This window comes from Massilia sp. WG5 (assembly GCF_001412595.2).
Lineage (GTDB): Bacteria > Pseudomonadota > Gammaproteobacteria > Burkholderiales > Burkholderiaceae_D > Telluria.
In genome coordinates, this window is the sequence record NZ_CP012640.2 from 5,355,337 (window position 1) to 5,372,077 (window position 16,741).

At 66.1% G+C, this 16,741-nt stretch carries 19 protein-coding genes; 8 read left to right on the plus strand and 11 right to left on the minus strand.

Features of this window, described 5'->3' with window-relative positions; genetic code table 11:
* Positions 1–111 precede the first annotated feature (111 nt).
* The 3 genes from AM586_RS23875 to AM586_RS23885 are packed head-to-tail and all read left to right on the plus strand — an operon-like array spanning position 112 to position 2,610.
* Complete coding sequence (locus AM586_RS23875) at positions 112–843, plus strand: phosphatase PAP2 family protein (protein WP_047825564.1); 732 nt, start codon at positions 112–114, stop codon at positions 841–843.
* Positions 840–1,796: a diacylglycerol kinase family protein gene (locus AM586_RS23880; RefSeq protein ID WP_047825563.1), complete on the plus strand. Its 957-nt coding sequence runs from the start codon at positions 840–842 to the stop codon at positions 1,794–1,796. Before AM586_RS23875 ends, AM586_RS23880 begins: the two co-directional genes overlap by 4 nt.
* Entirely contained in the window at positions 1,771–2,610 is an 840-nt protein-coding gene (locus tag AM586_RS23885; protein WP_047825562.1) for a metallophosphoesterase, read from the plus strand. The genes AM586_RS23880 and AM586_RS23885 overlap by 26 nt, the downstream gene beginning before the upstream one ends.
* Positions 2,611–2,680: 70 nt before the next feature.
* On the opposite strand, the gene cls is transcribed toward AM586_RS23885, so the two are convergent.
* Entirely contained in the window at positions 2,681–4,063 is a 1,383-nt protein-coding gene (gene cls, locus AM586_RS23890) for a cardiolipin synthase (protein ID WP_047825561.1), read from the minus strand.
* On the minus strand, positions 4,060–6,162 hold the full coding sequence (locus AM586_RS23895) for a site-specific recombinase (protein WP_047825560.1): 2,103 nt from the start codon (positions 6,160–6,162) through the stop codon (positions 4,060–4,062). The genes cls and AM586_RS23895 overlap by 4 nt, the downstream gene beginning before the upstream one ends.
* A 171-nt stretch (positions 6,163–6,333) precedes the next feature.
* Between AM586_RS23895 and AM586_RS23900 the strand changes: the two genes are divergently transcribed.
* Entirely contained in the window at positions 6,334–7,170 is an 837-nt protein-coding gene (locus tag AM586_RS23900; protein WP_047825559.1) for a branched-chain amino acid aminotransferase, read from the plus strand.
* A gap of 91 nt (positions 7,171–7,261) precedes the next feature.
* On the opposite strand, the gene AM586_RS23905 is transcribed toward AM586_RS23900, so the two are convergent.
* The 6 genes from AM586_RS23905 to AM586_RS23930 all read right to left on the minus strand — a co-directional run bounded on the left by AM586_RS23905 (position 7,262) and on the right by AM586_RS23930 (position 10,776).
* The gene (locus tag AM586_RS23905) at positions 7,262–7,822 is read right to left on the minus strand and encodes a DUF3617 domain-containing protein (RefSeq protein WP_047825558.1); all 561 of its coding nucleotides are present in this window, start codon (positions 7,820–7,822) and stop codon (positions 7,262–7,264) included.
* Positions 7,823–7,848: 26 nt separating this feature from the next.
* The gene (locus AM586_RS23910; RefSeq protein WP_047825557.1) at positions 7,849–8,442 is read right to left on the minus strand and encodes an NUDIX domain-containing protein; all 594 of its coding nucleotides are present in this window, start codon (positions 8,440–8,442) and stop codon (positions 7,849–7,851) included.
* A gap of 99 nt (positions 8,443–8,541) precedes the next feature.
* Positions 8,542–9,213: an OmpA family protein gene (locus tag AM586_RS23915; RefSeq protein ID WP_047825556.1), complete on the minus strand. Its 672-nt coding sequence runs from the start codon at positions 9,211–9,213 to the stop codon at positions 8,542–8,544.
* 104 nt (positions 9,214–9,317) lie between these two features.
* A complete protein-coding gene (locus tag AM586_RS23920; protein WP_109370519.1) occupies positions 9,318–9,464 on the minus strand; it encodes a lmo0937 family membrane protein in 147 nt (48 codons plus the stop codon).
* A gap of 90 nt (positions 9,465–9,554) precedes the next feature.
* On the minus strand, positions 9,555–9,782 hold the full coding sequence (locus AM586_RS23925; RefSeq protein WP_047825555.1) for a hypothetical protein: 228 nt from the start codon (positions 9,780–9,782) through the stop codon (positions 9,555–9,557).
* Between the two features lie 187 nt (positions 9,783–9,969).
* Positions 9,970–10,776, minus strand: coding sequence for a glycine zipper 2TM domain-containing protein (locus tag AM586_RS23930; protein WP_047825554.1), 807 nt, complete (start codon positions 10,774–10,776; stop codon positions 9,970–9,972).
* 175 nt (positions 10,777–10,951) lie between these two features.
* Between AM586_RS23930 and AM586_RS23935 the strand changes: the two genes are divergently transcribed.
* Positions 10,952–11,695 carry a Crp/Fnr family transcriptional regulator gene (locus AM586_RS23935; protein ID WP_047825553.1) on the plus strand — a complete coding sequence of 248 codons (744 nt, stop codon included), beginning with the start codon at positions 10,952–10,954 and terminating at the stop codon, positions 11,693–11,695.
* A gap of 97 nt (positions 11,696–11,792) precedes the next feature.
* On the opposite strand, the gene AM586_RS23940 is transcribed toward AM586_RS23935, so the two are convergent.
* The 3 genes from AM586_RS23940 to AM586_RS23950 all read right to left on the minus strand — a co-directional run bounded on the left by AM586_RS23940 (position 11,793) and on the right by AM586_RS23950 (position 14,578).
* Entirely contained in the window at positions 11,793–12,014 is a 222-nt protein-coding gene (locus AM586_RS23940; protein ID WP_047825552.1) for a glycine zipper 2TM domain-containing protein, read from the minus strand.
* Positions 12,015–12,050: 36 nt separating this feature from the next.
* On the minus strand, positions 12,051–12,362 hold the full coding sequence (locus AM586_RS23945; RefSeq protein WP_047825551.1) for a BON domain-containing protein: 312 nt from the start codon (positions 12,360–12,362) through the stop codon (positions 12,051–12,053).
* An 89-nt stretch (positions 12,363–12,451) separates the two neighbouring features.
* A complete protein-coding gene (locus AM586_RS23950) occupies positions 12,452–14,578 on the minus strand; it encodes an AsmA family protein (protein WP_082439503.1) in 2,127 nt (708 codons plus the stop codon).
* 187 nt (positions 14,579–14,765) lie between these two features.
* Between AM586_RS23950 and AM586_RS23955 the strand changes: the two genes are divergently transcribed.
* The 3 genes from AM586_RS23955 to AM586_RS23965 are packed head-to-tail and all read left to right on the plus strand — an operon-like array spanning position 14,766 to position 16,706.
* On the plus strand, positions 14,766–15,158 hold the full coding sequence (locus AM586_RS23955; protein WP_229411190.1) for a DUF4398 domain-containing protein: 393 nt from the start codon (positions 14,766–14,768) through the stop codon (positions 15,156–15,158).
* A gap of 50 nt (positions 15,159–15,208) precedes the next feature.
* Positions 15,209–16,132 (plus strand): OmpA family protein, encoded by a 924-nt coding sequence (locus AM586_RS23960; RefSeq protein ID WP_047825550.1) that lies wholly within the window; start codon positions 15,209–15,211, stop codon positions 16,130–16,132.
* Between the two features lie 37 nt (positions 16,133–16,169).
* Positions 16,170–16,706, plus strand: coding sequence for a bacterioferritin (locus AM586_RS23965; protein ID WP_047825549.1), 537 nt, complete (start codon positions 16,170–16,172; stop codon positions 16,704–16,706).
* Positions 16,707–16,741 lie beyond the last annotated feature (35 nt).

Consider the following 16,741-nt stretch of genomic DNA (forward strand, 5'->3'; position numbering starts at 1 on the left):
TCAAGTGCATTCAGAATATCACAACTACTGTATAAATCCACAGTTACTGTATAAAAATCCAGTTCTATTTCGCAACTGTAGTTTTTTCGCCAAGACCTCATCTGGAGCCGCATGCTGAATACACCGTCGAGCCGCCTGCACCGCTTCCTCGCAAGACGCTTCTCTCCCGAAGGGGAGATGGGCATTCACTTCACCATCGGCGTCGCCCTGATCGTGTGCGCGGCCCTGGCCTTCGGCGAAATCGCCGAGGACGTGGTCAAGGGCGCCAGGATCACCCAGGTCGACGTCCAGCTGGCCCACTGGTTCCGCATGCATGCCAGCGCCGGCTTCACCGAAGCCATGCTGTTCGTCACGCACTGCAACGGCATCCTCGGTTCCAGCATCATGGGGGCGCTGCTGGCGCTCTGGTTCTGGCGCCGCAAGGTGCATTACTGGCTGGTCGTGGTACTGGTGTCGGTGCCGGGCGGCATGCTGCTGAACGTAGTCCTGAAACACGTATTCCGGCGCGCCCGGCCCAGCCTGGAGGATCCCTTGCTTACCTTGACGACGTATAGTTTCCCGAGCGGCCACACGGCGGCCGCAACCGTGTTCTACGGCCTGCTGGCCTGCTACCTGGTGCGCCGGGTGCAGGGCTGGCCGAAACGCATTGCCGTCGTCGCGGCCTGCGTGCTGATGGTGATGCTGGTGGCGCTGTCGCGCATGTACCTGGGCGTGCACTATCTGTCCGACGTGCTGGCCGCCACCGCGGAGAGCGCGGCCTGGCTGACGGTCTGCATCACGGCCGTGTCGACCCTGCAGCGGCGCCGCATCGCGCGCACGCGCGGGCGGGAGGTGGCGGCATGAAGCCCGTCACCGTGATCGTCAACGGCGGCGCCGGCCATGGCCACGACGAGCGCGCCGCCGCCGAGCTGCGCGAGAAGCTGGCGCAGGCGGGCCTGGACGCCGAACTGGTGCTGGCAAAGGACGGCGAGGAGATGATCGCCAGCGCCCGCCGCGCACTCGACCAGGGCGCCCGGCTGGTGGCGGCCGGCGGAGGCGACGGCACCATCAATGCCGTCGCCTCCGTGATGGCGGGCAGCGGCGTGCGCTTCGGCGTGCTGCCGCTCGGCACGCTGAACCATTTCGCGAAAGACCTCGGCATTCCGCTCGATCTCGACGAGGCCGTGCGCAACCTGGCCACCGGCGTGCCGCGCGAGGTCGACGTCGGCGAAGTCAACGGCCGCATCTTCCTCAACAATTCCAGCCTGGGCCTGTACCCGGACATCGTGCGCGACCGCGAGAAGCAGCAGCGCCGCCTGGGCCGCGGCAAGTGGCCGGCGGCCCTGTGGGCGACGCTGGCGGCCCTGCGCCGCTATCCCTTCCTGTCGGTGCGCCTGACGGTGGACGGCGAAACGCTGCCGCGCCGCACGCCCTTCGTCTTCATCGGCAACAACCGCTACACCATGGAAGGCCTGTCGATCGGCGAGCGCGACCGTCTCGACGATGGCCTGCTCAGCCTGTACGTGGCCCAGCGTCCGACCCGGCTCGGCCTGCTGCGCTTCGCCTTCGACGCCCTGCGCGGCAAGCTCGGCAGCGAGCGTGACTTCGACGTGGTGGAAGCGGCCGGCTTCGAGATCGACACCCATCATCCGCGCCTGCACGTCGCCACCGACGGCGAAGTCACGGTGATGAACCCGCCGCTGCGCTACCGGGTGAGACCTGGCGCACTGACGGTCCTGGCGCCGGCGGCGACAATGGACTCCAAGCAAACAAAGACGGAAGCAGAAGATCATGCGCACACTCGTTCACCTCTCTGACCTGCATTTCGGTCGCGTCGATCCCGAGCTGCTCGACCCGCTGCGCGACCTCGTCCACAAGATCGCCCCGACCGCGGTGGTGGTGTCGGGCGACCTGACGCAACGCGCGAAGAGCGAACAGTTCGAGGAAGCGCGGGCCTGGCTCGACACCTTGCCCGGCCCGCAAATCATCGTCCCTGGCAACCACGACATCTCGCTGTACAACGTGTTCCGCCGCTTCGTGCTGCCGCTCGAACGCTACAAGCGCTACATCACCGAAGACCTCGATCCGGTCTATATCGACGATGAAATCGCGGTGCTCGGCGTGAACACGGCCCGCTCGCTCACCTGGAAGGACGGGCGCGTCAACAAGGAGCAGGTGGAGAAAATCCGCGAGACCCTGGCCAGCCTGCCGCCGGAGGTGCTGCGGGTGGTTGTCACGCACCATCCCTTCGACCTGCCGGAAGGCTGCACCGACGACGACGACCTGGTCGACCGCGCCCACATGGCGATGGATGCCTTCGCCGATGTCGGCGTCGACCTCCTGATGGCCGGCCATCTGCACAAGAGCCACGCCGGCAACACCCAGGCGCGCTACAAGATCAGCGAGTACGCCGCGCTGGTGGTGCAGGCCGGCACCGCGACCTCCACGCGCGGCCGCGGCGAAGTCAATTCCTTCAACGTGATCCGTACCGAGTCCCGCAAGATCGAGGTCGACCGCTACGGCTGGGACGCCGTGCACAAGCAGTTCCAGATCCTGGCGACCGAGAAGTTCATGCGCAGCGGGAATGTGTGGGCGGAGGTGAACGAGGGCTTGCTGGCGGCGGGGATTTAAACGCTTGCTTGTCGTCCCCGCGGAGGCGGGGACGACGTTTAAGGAACGCGGGACGACGGTCAAAGTATGCTCAGATCCAGTATTCCCCCAACCTCGCCATCCACTCCCGGATCCGGTCCATCCAGGGCCGGTGCCGCCACTGCTCCAGCGTGACTTCCTTCGAGGTGCGCAGGTCGTCGCTGAAGGCGCTCTCCATGTCGCGCCCGAAGGCCGGGTCCATCACCACCACGTTCAGCTCGTAGTTGTGCAGGAAGCTGCGGCGGTCGATGTTGGCCGAGCCGATCGTCGACCAGCCGCTGTCGATCACTGCCGTCTTCGCATGCAGCACCGCGACCTGCAGCTCGAAGATCTTCACGCCGGCCTTCAAGAGCTGGTCGTAGAAGCCCTGGCCGGCGTAGCGGATCAGGCTGTGATCCGACACGCCCGGCAGCACCAGCCGCACGTCCACCCCGCGCCCGGCGGCATCGGCGAGGGCGTCGACGATCTGCTGGTCGGGCACGAAATAGGCCGAGGTGATGTGGATGCTCTTCTTCGCTTCCGTGATCGCCACCACCAGCGCCTTGTAGATGTCGGAATCGCCTTCCGGATTGCCGGCCAGCACGCGGATCAGCTTGTCGCCGGCCGGGGTGAGGGTGGGGAAGTACTCGGCTTTCGGCAGCTCGCCGCCTTCCTGCTGCACCCACAGGTCGACGAAGGACCACTGCAGCGGGGCGACCGCCGGGCCCTCGATCTTGACGTGGGTGTCGCGCCAGCCGACCTTCGAGCCGTCCACGTTGTCCGGCTTGTGGTGCGAGCGGAACAGCGAGCTGTTGGCATAGGTCGAGCTGATGTTGATGCCGCCGGTGAAGGCGATGCGGCCGTCGACCACCATCAGCTTGCGGTGGTTGCGGTTGTTCAGGTCCCAGTTGCCCTTGGCCTTGGCGGGATTGACCGGGTTGAAGATCAGCACGCGGATGCCGGCCGCGCGCATGCGATCGAAGAAGGCGGCCGGGGTCGCGATCGCGCCGACGGCGTCGACCATGATGTTGACCTGCACGCCCTGGCGCTGCTTCTCGATCAGCACGTCGGCGAACTCGTTGCCGACCTGGTCCTGGTCGAAGATATAGGTTTCGAGGTTGATCGAGTTGGTGGCGGCGCGCGCCGCGGCCATCATCTCGCGCATGGTGGCGGGGCCATCGAACAGCAGCATCACCTTGTTGCCGGCGATCAGCGGTACGCCGGTCGCCTGTTCTTCCAGCACGGCCAGGGACTTCAGGTCGGCGGTGGCGTTGCTCCAGCGTTTCGACACCAGGGCCGACACCTGTTTCGGCGCCAGCCTGCCTTTGCTGCCGGCGACGGTGGGGTTGGCCTTGGCGGGGGCGGCCGGGTCGACGTCCGGCAGGGTCTTGCAGGCGGTCAGGACCAGGCCCAGGCACAGGGCGGCAAGCCAGGCTTGCAGGCGCGGGAAATTCATTCGTATCCTCTCATGTGCTCGCTTAATTCCCCATATTCCTTGGGGCCGATGAAAAAGTCCAGCGGCGCGGCGCGCAGCCGGCGTCCCAGCGCGTACAGCAGCCGGAAACCGTGGTAGAAGCGGATCTTGCGGGCGCGCAGGGCGACCCACAGCGCCAGGCCGAAGCTGACCAGCAGGTTGACCATGCCGATCAGGGCGATGCCCAGGAAGCTGACGCCGACCGTGTCCCAGCTGACCTGGTAGTCCAGCCCGACGAAGCCGATCGCGAAATTGGCTGCCGAGAAGGTCACATGGCGGATGTCGAGCGGCAGGCCGAGCAGGAAGCCGACGGTCGCCGTCACGCCCATCAGGACGCCGAACACGACATTGCCCATCAGGCCGCCCAGGTTGTCTTCGAGGTAGAGGCCGAAGCGCTCCAGGCGCTCGCGCCCCAGCAGGCGCCGCAGGCCGTGCAGCTGCTGCACGCGCAGGGCCATGCGCGTGTACAGGGCCTTGTTGTCGTAGTAGCCCGAGACCAGGCCGGACACGAACAGCCAGACTCCGGCGATCGCCGCATGCAGCAGCGCCAGCGATTCCCAGGGGTGGCTGTCGTGGATCAGGTGGCGCGCCTTGTCCGGGTTGACCAGGTGGTGGCCGAACAGGTACCAGTAGCCGAGCGCGATCAGGAAGGAGAAGGGAATCACGGTCGCCAGGTTGCCCAGCACCGCCACGACCTGGGTGCGGAACACCTTGTTGACCAGCGCCGCCATGCTGTCGGCGTCGGCCTGGCGGTGGCCGCGGCCTTTTTGGTCGCTTTCGTGCAACGCGGCGGCGATGCGCGCGGCCGTCATTGCCGGCTGCTTGGTGGCGATGGTGAAGTGCAGCACGTGCACGAGCATGAAGCCGAGCGAATAGTTCATGCTGAACAGGGCGGCTTCGATCAGGGGCGCCCGGTGCAGGTAGGACAGCAGGATCTTGATCATCGCCATGAAGCTGATGATGATGCCGGCACCGGCCGCGGCATTGAACATCTGGCGCAGGTCGGTGCGGCGTTCGGCGATGTAATGCTCGCCGGTGCGGCTGGCGTTTTCCGTCACGTTGCGCGCCAGCAGGTCGATGTTGTCGCGCACCAGGCCGCGCACCTGGTACTTGGTGTTGTGGGCTTCGGCCAGTTCCTGGGCCAGGGCGATCGCGGCGGCGCGGCGCGGCGAGATCGTCGGCTCGGCCGGCGCGGTGGCCTCGATGGCCAGCGCAAGCAGGTCCATGCTCGGGGCGCCCGGCAGCTCGCCGCTGACGTCGACCAGGAACAGCAGCTTCCTCAGGCGGTCGATGCTCTGCGTGACCGCGACCAGCAGGTAGGTCAGGGACACGCTGGTGCCGGCCGCCAGCGCACGCCGCCTGACCTTCAGCACCACCTCTTCGCACTGGTCGAGCATCACCAGCAGGTGGCGCGCATCTTCCATGTGCTCGATCTCGCCGGCCATCAGGCGCCCGTATTCGTCGAGGTAGTTGTTGGCTTCGATGTTCTGCATCAGGAAGGGCGAATCGACTTCCTCGATCTCCATGTGGGCGTGGATCAGGCGCGGCTCCAGGCCCAGCGCGCAGACGCGGCAGGACAGGGTGCGGATCGCGTCAAGCAGGCCCAGCAGGGTGACGTGGCGCGCGCGGTCGGGCGCGGCGTCGAGCGGCGGCGGTGCGTTCGAAACCGTGTCGAAGAGTTCCAGCCAGTCGGCGTTCGGGACCGCGCGGATCCACAGGTAATCGTCCTCGCGGCACAGCAGGCGGTCGAGGGTGTCCGACAGATAATGTTCGTCGAGGGCGGGCGGCAGGATGCGGTAGGCGATGCGCTTCTTCAGCTCGGTGAAGAAGCCGTCGTTCGACAGGATGCCGACGTCCGAATACAGGCTCGTGTGGCGGCGCGTCTCGAGCAGGTTCGTGATGTAGCGGCGCAAGGACCAGGCCTGCTCTGGATTTCCTTTGAGCAGTTGAGTGAGAGTACGTACCTGGGCCCGTGCATAGGCGTGGTCGGACGAGCGGCGCGGGCGCAGCTTGTCGACCAGGTCGACCAGCAGGTCGATGCGGTCGCTGTTCGGGTCAAGGCGATCGAGGATGGCGAGCATGAACACTTACAAGGCTGGGCGGATCCACCACCCGGAAATGGTAGTGTACCTGCGGACACGTGCGTGCTGTGTACGCCACCGAACTGAGCGGACCCGGGCACTGCACCGGCTGGGCTGCTGCGGTACACTTTATCCGTTACGTCACCGGATTTTCAAAACTAGGGAAAAGCAATGTACCTGACTTACTACAACGGCGAGTGGGCCGAAGGAAATACGCCGCTGTTCGGCGCAATGGACCATAGCGTGTGGCTGGGTTCTTCGGTCTTCGATGGCGCACGCGCCCTGGGCGGCCACCTGCCGGACCTGCGCCCGCACCTGCAGCGCGTGATCGACTCGGCCGAGAAACTGGGCCTGACCTGTCCGCTGTCGGTGGACCAGATGGAAGCACTGGTGCGCGAAGGCGTGGGCAAGTTTCCGCCGAACGCCGAGCTGTACATTCGTCCGCTGGTGTTCGCGTCCGAAGGCTTCCTGATCCCGGTGCCGGAAAAGGCCGGCTTCGCCCTGACCCTGTTCGACGCGCCGCTGCCGCCCTTCGCCGGTTTCTCTGCCTGCCTGTCCGAGCTGCACCGCCCGCAGCCGACCATGGCCCCGACCGACGCCAAGGCATCGGCCCTGTACGCCAACACCGCGCGCGCCCTGCGCGACGCACGCGCACGCGGCTTCGACAACGCCGTGCTGCTCGACCTGGCCGGCAACGTGGCCGAGTTCGCCTCTTCGAACCTGTTCCTGGTCACCGCAGACGGCGCGGTGGTGACGCCCGCCCTGAACGGCACCTTTTTGGCCGGCATCACCCGCGCCCGCGTGATCGCACTGCTGAAGGATGCCGGCGTGAGGGTCGAAGAGCGCACCGTCAAGCCGGAAGAACTGGAGACGGCCCGCGAAATCTTCAGCACCGGCAACTACGGCAAGGTCACCCCCTGCGTGCGCTACGAGTCGCGCGAACTGCCGGCAGGGCCGGTGGCGAAGCAGGCGCGGGATTTGTACATGGCGTTCACCGAGACCACCTGAGCTTGAGTTACCCCAAACCGGGGTCAGACTCCGGTTTGGGGTAACTTCCCGGAAGTTATTTCCAAAATTCGGAGTCTGACCCCGGTTTGCGCTATTTTGCCTGCGGCATCGGCCGCAACTTCCCGCAATCGGCCCCCAGCCATTTGCCGGTCACATCCATATCCACGGCCTGTTTCTGGCCATGTTCCTTGCCCGTGATGTGCATCCGGGCGCGGTAGCTGGTGTCGCTGTCCAGCGTCATCTCGCCTTCGCCGCTGACGGGCGGCCTGCTGCACTGGAACGTGACCCGCATCCGGCTGGAGGATAAGGGCGTCACGTTCTGCTTGCAGTCGCCTTCCTGGACCGGGAATTCCTTCCGCTGGATCATCGCTTTCGTCATGCAGATGCGCGAGTCGAGGACGCCGCCCTCGCCGATGTTCATCTGCACGCCGTTGCGCTCCATCATCTGCTGCATCGACTTGCGCTGCTCCGGCGACATATTCGCCAGATGCTGCTGCATGCCGTCCATGATGGCCTGCATCTGGCCGTCGGGCGAACTGACTTTGTTGTTCAGCTCCCAGAGTCCCGGTTTGATATGTACGTCCTGCGCACCGGCCGGCAGGGCCAGCGCACAGCCGAGGGCGCAGGCAATCGCCGCGAAGTGTTTCTTCATTTAAATTCTCCAAAGGGAAGTGTGGATCAGGACGCTTCGTGCCGTCCCAGCACCTTGCGTTCCAGGTGCAGCAGGAGCAGCACCGTCTTGGCGTCATTGATGCCGCCGGTCTCGACCAGGGCCAGGGCATCGTCGAAATCCATCTCGATCACGTCGATATCCTCGCCTTCCTCGGCCTTGCCGCCGCCGGGGCCGGCGCGCCGCGCCGGATCGTATTCGGCCACGAACAGGTGGTTCCGTTCGGTCAGCGAGCCCGGGCTGACGAACAGCTGCATCACCGGCTCGACCTGGGCGATCTCGTAGCCGGTCTCCTCGCGGGCTTCGGCCTTGACTCTTTCTTCCGGCGCGGCGCCGTCCAGCACCCCGGCCGCGGCCTCCAGCAGGAAACCGTCGCTCCCGTTCAGGCGCGCGCCGAGCCGGAACTGGCGGGTCAGCACCACAGTGCGGCGTTCGCGGTTGTACAGCAGCACCGATGCGCCGGAAGCGGCGTCGTAGACTTCGCGCTCCTGCTCCTGCCAGCTGCCGTCGCGGCGGCGCTGTTCGTACGTGACTTTCTTCAGCGTGTAATAGTCGTCCGAGAGGATCTTCTCGCCGACGATGCGGATCTTGTCTTCAGCCATGGCCTCTCCTGGTCAGCATGCGGCCGAGCATACACCGCGGCCATGAAAAAAGCCGCCCGGCTTGCGCGGGGCGGCTTTCGCTCACGGCGCCGTCGGGGTTCAGCCAGGGCGTCCCGGCTCGTTCACGTAGATCTCGACGCGGCGGTTGCGGGCGCGGCCGGCCGGGTCGTCGTTCGAGGCGACCGGTTCGCGCGCGGCGCGGCCCTCGACCGTGATGCGGTTCGGATTCACGCCGTGCGCCGCCAGGTAGTCGCGCGCATGGGCGGCGCGGTCGAGCGAGAGCGGCTGGTTGATCGCGTCGCCGCCGGTGCTGTCGGTATGGCCGATGATGGTCACATAGGTGGCCGGATTGTCGTTCAGCGTGCTGGCGAAGCGGTCGAGGATGGGCCGGAAGTTCGGCTTGATGTCGGCGCGGTTGGTGTCGAACGAGATGTCGCTCGGGATTTCGAGCTTGAGGCGGTTGTCGGCGGTCTGCGAGACCTGCACGCCGGTGCCGCGGGTGGCCTGTTCCATCGCCTGGCGCTGCTGCTCCATGTGCTTGGACCAGACGTTGCCGGCCACTGCGCCGGCCAGGCCGCCGAGTACCGCGCCGCGGGTCGCTCGCCCGCTGCCGCCGCCGCCCGTGCTGGCGCCGAGAATGGCGCCGAGGCCCGCGCCGACGCCGGCGCCGGTCGCGGTGCCGCGCTGGGTGGCGTTCATGTCGGCGCAGCCGCTGGCGGCCAGCGCGAGGACTGTCGCTCCCAGGGTCGATCGAATGAAAGCTGCATGCATGGGATTCTCCTCAAAAAAAATATCCGTTTCGAAGGCGCACCCGCCAGTGCGGGCACGCCCGCGAAACGGATCGGGCGGGTAATGCGGGTGTTAAGTGGCGGGCTTTATATGCCGCGTCCACTGATCAGGCGAACCAGGATCATGATGACGGCAACGACCAGCAGGATGTGGATGAAGCCGCCGACGGTGTAGGAAGTGACCAGACCAAGCAGCCACAGAAGGATGAGTACAACAGCGATAGTGTAGAGCATGACAATGTCCTTTCCGTTTTAACCGGCGATGTCTTTGCCGTGAGTTCAGTATCCCGGGATCCGTGGCTGTGCTCCGTACGCTGACGTACATTATGCCGCGGATTTTTGTTCTTTTCGCAAGCCTGGAATCCAGCCGATGAAACCCATCAGGCCCACGAAGCCGATCATGCAGGTCAGCAGGCCGCCGCTGATCACGAAGAACACGTCGTGCGCGGCGATCTCGCCGCTGCCCGGCTGCACCGGACCGGCACTGACGAGGCCGAAGCCGGTGAGAAGTACACCCCAGAGAATGATCCCGACCCAAGCAATGCTGTTCATTGGACGTCCTTTCGAGTTTTGTTCTCCGCCATCTTTTCCGGCGTGGATTGATTCTTGATCGCTATACGGTCGAGTTCCGTGCGCTGGCGCACATTGCGAAAAAGAAAACAAAAACGGGGCTGCAGCCCCGTCTTCACTTCACCCGCCACGCATGGCCGGGCACCATTCCGGTGCATCAGCCAGTGCTTCAGGCCGAACGCAGCGACCCTTTCACGATGCGGACGCGGTCGCCGGTACGCCACTGCGGCACGCTCTGCTGGTGGAAGGTACGCAGGGTGCCGTCGTCCAGCCGGACCCGGATCTCGTAGCTGTGATTGGCCTTCATATTGCCTTCGACCTGGTTGCCCATCACGGCGCCGCCGACCGCGCCGGCCACCGTCGCCAGCTGGCGGCCGTGGCCGCTGCCGACCTGGTTGCCAAGCAGGCCGCCGAGGATGGCGCCGCCGGCCGCGCCGACGCCGCTGCCCTGGGCGCGGGTCGTGATCTGGCGGATCGATTCGACATTGCCGCAGCTGCCGCACCAGCGGCTCGACGACTCTTCCTGGGCCACGCGGGTGCTGGCCTTGGCTTTCGGATGGCTCTCGCGCAGCGGCGCCGGCTCGGCGTAGCCGGAAGCGGCCGCACCCTGGACGCTGCTGCCGTAGGCCGCGCCGCTCTCGGCGGCATAGCCCGGCGCGGCGGCCGGGGCGTAGGTGCTGGCGGTGGCGGGCGCAGGCGGGAGCGGCGCCGGGGCGGGGACGGCGGGCGCATACGCGCCGGCTACCGGCTGGGCCGGATACGCCGGCGCCATCGCGTTCGGCTGCTGCAGGCTGGCCGACAGCGCGGCGCGGTCCGCTTCATTCAGTCCGCCGTTCGTGGTGCGGCCCTTCGAGGACGGCAGCCAGCCCATGATGGCGGCGGTGCCGACCGCGCAGAACAGGATCACGGCGAGCGCCGCGAGGATCAGGAGGGGATGCTGTCCGCGGCGTGCCGGCGGTGTCGGATGTGTGTTCATGGCTGGTCCTTGTTTTCTTCAGTTCGGTCCATTCATTGTCCATTCCAACAACATGATATTCCGTGCGTCACCGTACATACTTCCCCTTACCGCGCCGGTACGCTGACCTGAAGTTGTTAGCAAATGATACTGCGGCGCCGGGCTTATCCGGGCGGCGCCCAACCGCGAGGGTCCGATGAATTATCCTGCTGCACCAATGGTCGCCGAGCATAACGCCAACCTGCTGCTGAATGCGCTTCCACCGGAAGACCTGGCACGCATGCTGCCGGCGCTCGACCAGGTCCAGGTGGAGGTCGGCGCCGTGTTGTGCGAACCGGGCGACCCCATCCGCCAGATCTATTTTCCGCACGATTGCCTGGTCTCGATGATGGCCGTGGCCGAAGTCCGCATGACGCTCGAGGTCGGCCTGGTCGGCCGCGAAGGCATGATCGGCGCCACCGTCGCCCTTGGCCACGACACCACCCAGGTGCGCGCCGTGGTGCAGCGCGCCGGCAGCGCCAGCCGCATCGACGCCGACCTGTTCCGCGCCGAGTTCGCGCGCAGCCCGGCCCTGCAGCGCGTGCTGTACCGCTACACCGACTCGCTGCTCGGCCAGGCCATCCAGATCGCCGTCTGCAGCCGCTACCACGTGCTGGAGGCGCGCCTGGCGCGTTCGCTGCTGGTCACGCGCGACCGCCTGCAGTCCGACCGCTTCCACCTGACCCACGAGTTCCTCGCGCATGCGCTGGGCGTGCGGCGGGTCGGCGTCACCAAGGCCGCCAGCGCCCTGCAGCAGCAGGGGCTGATCAACTACAGCCGCGGCAATATCGAGATCCTCGATCCCGAAGGCCTGGCCCAGGCCGCCTGCACCTGCTACGAGATCGTGCGCGAGGCAGGAGCGGGCGCCGGTGTCTCGGCATCCGCACCGCTGTTCGTATAAATCTTTCCGGTAAACCGGTCCCCGAAAAACAGAACGCCCCGTCGAAACGGGGCGTTCTTGTTTGCGGACCGGCTCGCGCCGGCCTGCCTGGCACGACTTAGTGGGTCTTGCCGGTCTGGTTGCCGATCACGCCGCCGACGGCTGCGCCGCCGACTGCGCCGACAGCGCTGCCGCCGGTCAGGACGGAACCGGCCACGGCGCCGACGCCGGCGCCGACGGCGGTATTACGGTCCTGGCGGTTCATGTCGGCGCAGCCGGTCAGTGCCAGGGCGGCGGTTGCCAGGGAAGCGGTCACAACGATTTGTTTGATGGTTTTCATGATGGATCTCCTTACGGTGGGTTTTTGCTTTACTTCTTACCTGAGACGCAGGTCGTTTCTGACCGATTTCACGCCCCTTACGGTGCGCACAGCCGCTGCGGCTGCCGCCACATCGTCCGCCGAGCGGACGAATCCGCTAAGCTGGACGATTCCCTGTTCGGTTTCCACATGCAGATCGGAAACCGACAGGTTCGGATCCCCGCCGATGGCTGCCTTGACTCCGGTCGTGATGGTGGCGTCATCGATGGCCTGGCCGGCTGCTTCGCCGGTTGCCGCACATCCCGTGACGGTCGCCAATCCCAGCACCAAGGCGGCCAGCAGCGTCGCGGTACATCCGAATTGCTTCATCTATCTTCCTTGCCGTGTTGCGTGTTTCAGTGCTTCCAGATTAAGTGCGCACGATAGATGGGTCTGTACGACAACTCACACTATCGTGCTCAGCGTTTCTGCCGGCCCGGCGGCGGCGCCTGCGGCTTGGCCCCGGCCTGGGCCAGCAGGGCGGCGCAGGGGCTGTCCTTGCCCGGTCCGGTGTTGATCAGCGGGAGCAGGGCGGCGGCCGGCGCGGCCACGATCGCCAGCGCGGCGGCGGCGCCGCCTTTCAGCGCCAGTACTTTCTTGTCGAGCTGCAGGTCGGGCTGCTTGAAGGTGCCGCGCACGTAGAAGGGCGTGCGCAGGGTGAACAGGCGCAGCCCCTTGGTCTCGGGCTTGACGCGCAGGTCGATCTTCTCGTTGCCGAGGTTGATCCAGCCGTTGATGTCGACGATCGCCTCGTCGGTGTCGAGCACGAAGGTATTCGTCGTCGCCACGCCGTTCTTGACGTCGAGGTCGGACGCCAGGCAGTTCAGCTGCACCTGCTTGTCGCCGAACAGCTTGGTGATGATGACGTTGCCGACGTTCAGGCCGGCTTCCTCGAGCAGCAGCTTGCTGACCACCCCCTGGCTCACCAGGGCCTTCACTTCGCCGTTCGACTTGGCCAGCATCTCGCCGACCGAATCGCCGGTGGCGGTCAGCTTGGTCTGGGCAAAGACGGCGCCGGCGGTGGCCTGCTGGATCTTCTGGATCTGCGGGAACAGCTGCTTGACCTCGATGTGGCGTCCGGTGGCGTCGAGCGTGGCCTTGATCGCATCCTTGCCCGCGCCGCCGCTGCCGTCGAGGGTGACGGTCGAGGTCACGGTGCCGCCGGCCAGGCCGAAGTCCAGCGGATTCAGGCGCAGCACGCCGTTCTCCATGGTCAGGTGGGTCTTCAGTTTGTTGAGCGGCAGCTCCGCGGTCTTGACGATGCGATCGGCCGAGAAGTGCACGTCGGCGTCCAGCACTTTCCACTTTTCGGTGTGGAATTTTTCCACTGGCAGGGCCTTGTTCGCCGGCTGGACCGCCGCCACGCCGCGTTCGCGCTTGCTGGCGTTGGAATCGGCGCCGATCAGCGGGCCGAGGTCGGCGAAGCGCAACTGGTTCGAGTGGATGGTGGCGCTGAGCTTGTTGCGCGGCTTGCGGCTCTCGAAGCTCAGGCTGCCGGCGATGTCGGATTCGCCGACCTTGCCCTTGAACTTGTCGTAGGTCCAGCTGCTGCCCTTGCCGTTCGCGCCTTCGCCCAGCGCGCCGGTCAGGTGGCCCTCGGTCGAGAAGGCCGGGGTCTCCGGCAGCACCACGCCGGTGAAGGCGTACAGGCGCGCCATGCTGGGGCCGGCCAGCTTCAGGCGCAGGTCGAGCCCGGCCAGTTTCGCCGGCCGCGTGACCGTGCCCTCGACCGCCAGGCGGTAGGGGCCGGAATGCACGTCGGCCTGGATCGGGAAGGGCGCGTCCTGGTCCTTCAGGGTCAGCACGCCACCCAGCTTGCCGCCGCCCGTCACCGGCGCATCGTTATAGGTTCCGTGCACCGTGAAGCCGATGCCGTAGGTCGGGTCCTTGGCGAGCGTGTCGACGTCGGCGGTGATGTCGGCGTCGGTGACCGCATCCTTGATATGAATGACGCCCTTCGACAGCACCAGCCGCTCGAGGTCCAGCTTCCACTTCGACTGCTTTTCTTCGTGCTTGTAGACCCAGTTGTAGTGGCTGGCGTCGGTGCGCAGCAGGTCGACGCGCGGGCCGTCGACGCGCAGCACCGGAATGTCGATGGTGTGGCTGAGCAGGGGGAAAGGATTCAGCGAAAACGAGAACTGGCGCACGCTGGCGGTGTCGCCCTTCGGCATGTTCGCCGGATTGCCGACGTGCACGTCATTGGCGTACAGGTGCGGCCAGGGGATATGGTCGCGCCAGGTCCGCTGGCCCGGCACGATCGTGTCCGATGGCCGTTCCCATTTCACGGAGAGGTCGCCGACGATGGCGAAGGGGCGCTCGATCGCCTCGCTGACCTTCGCGTTCAGCCAGGGCTTGACCCGGTTCCAGTCGAAAGTGAGCAGGATGATGATGGCGATGACGGGAACGGCGATCAGGATGCCGAGGATCCAGAACGTGATCTTCAGCGGGCGCGAGATGGTGTGCGAGCCGTGCCGCCTGCCGCCGCCGGCGCTGCCGCGGTCTTCCTTGTCCGCGGACTTGTTCTCCTCATGCTGTTGGGTTGTCATGGGCAGTCCTTCTGGTGGGAGTGTGTTGAAGCCAGATTAACGTAAAGGTCTGCAGATCAATGTGCGGTGTCGCACCCAACCTGGGTGTGCCTTGCGCCAGATCGCCCCTATGTGCGGCAGCGAACCGATCTCTTCGGGCAAGGGGCTTATAACGTTACCAACACATTTCCTTCAAGCGGAGAAAACGATGGACATGAAATCGATGAACCTGCTGCTGCGGGTTGGCGCGGCTGCCGCGGTCCTGAGCCTGGCCGCCTGCGCCAGCCCGGAGAAGACGCCGGCCACGGCTGCCGTCGCGGTGTCGCACAACGCCGTCGATAACGCCGTATCGGCCGGCGCGCCCGAACTGGCGCCCGAAGAGATCAGCGCCGCCCGCGCCAAGATGATGCAGGCCAACCAGGCGCTGGCAGCCAAGGACTACAAGCGGGCGCGCGAGCTGGCGGTGCAGGCCCAGGCGGACGCCAAGCTGGCCCAGGCCAAGGCGAATTCGGCCAAGGCCACCGCGGCATCGAACGCGCTCAACGAAGACCTGCGCGTGCTGCGCCAGGAAGTGGACCGCGCCAATTCCGATCAGCAATAAGCTAGGCAATACCCGCGCCGGCAGGCGCCCATAAGAAGAAAGGACTCACCATGAAAGCGCATTTTTTGAAGTCGGCGATGTTCGCCGGCGCCGTGCTGCTGGCTGGCTGCAGCACCGTCCCGACCACCACCGCGACCCTCGACGAGGCGCGCGCCGACTACGTGGCCGCCAGCAATAATCCTCAGGTCGCGAGCAATGCGCCGCTCGAATTCCGCCAGGCCAGCGAAGCCCTCGACCGCGCCAACCAGGCCGCCGCCAAGCGCGAGAGCCTGGACACGATCGACCGCCTGGCCTATGTGGCCAAGCAGCGCATCGCCACCGCCCAGGAAGTGGCGAAGGCCAAGACGGCCGAGGCCGAGATCGCCGACGCCAGCCGCCAGCGCGACCGCGTGCAGCTCGAAGCCCGCACCGCCGAGGCCGAGCGCGCCAAGCGCGAAGCCGCCGCCGCCAACGCCCAGGTGGCCACCGCCCAGCAGCAGGCCCAGGATGCCCAGGCCCAGGCCGCCGCCGCCCAGCAGCAGGCAGCCCAGCTGGCCGAGCGTTCCGCGCGCCTGGAAGCGATCCTGGTCGAGCTGCATGCGCAGAAGACCGAGCGCGGCATGGTGGTGACGATCGGCGACGTGCTGTTCGGCACCGACCGCGCCGAGCTGAACGCGAACGGCATGGCGACCGTGCGCAAACTGGCCGAGGTCATGATGCAGAACCCCGACCGCACCGTGCTGGTCGAAGGATTTACCGACAGCACCGGCAGCCACGCCCACAACCAGGAGCTGTCGGAGCGCCGCGCGCAATCCGTGGCCCAGGCCCTGACCAGCCTCGGCGTGGAACGGCAGCGCGTGGCGATGCGCGGCTACGGCGAAGCGTATCCGGTGGCGTCGAACGACACCGCCTCGAACCGCCAGCTGAACCGCCGCGTCGAGATCGTGCTGTCGAACGAGAACGCGCCCATCCCGCCGCGAGCGACGGCGCGCTGATTTGCTCCAGATTTTTTTATAGAAGGATAGATTACCCATGAACGAGACGAACTCCAAACTGGCCCACGGCTTCGACATCGAAGAAATCCGCCGCGCGGCCGCCAACCTCGAGGACGGCGCCGTCACCGAGGGTTATGCCGCCGACCGCGAAGCCGTGATCGCCATGCTCAACGCCGCGCTGGCCACCGAGCTGCTGTGCGTGCTGCGCTACAAGCGCCACTACTACACCGTCAGCGGCCCGAACACCGGACACATCAAGGCCGAATTCCTCGAGCACGCCCAGCAGGAGCAGGACCACGCCGACCGCATCGCCGAGCGCATCGTGCAGCTGAACGGTTCGCCGAACTTCAACCCGGCCACGCTGACCCAGCGCAGCCATGCCGAGTACGACGATTCCGAAGACGTGCAGGCGATGATCCGCGCCGACCTGATCGCCGAGCGCGTGGCGATCGAGTCCTACCGCCAGATGATCCAGGCAATCGGCGACAAGGACCCGACCACCAAGAACATGCTGATCGAGATCCTGGCGACCGAAGAGGAACACGCTGACGACATGCGCGACCTGTTGGCATAACAAAGCTTTATCAACCCACCAAGAACAAAGGAGTA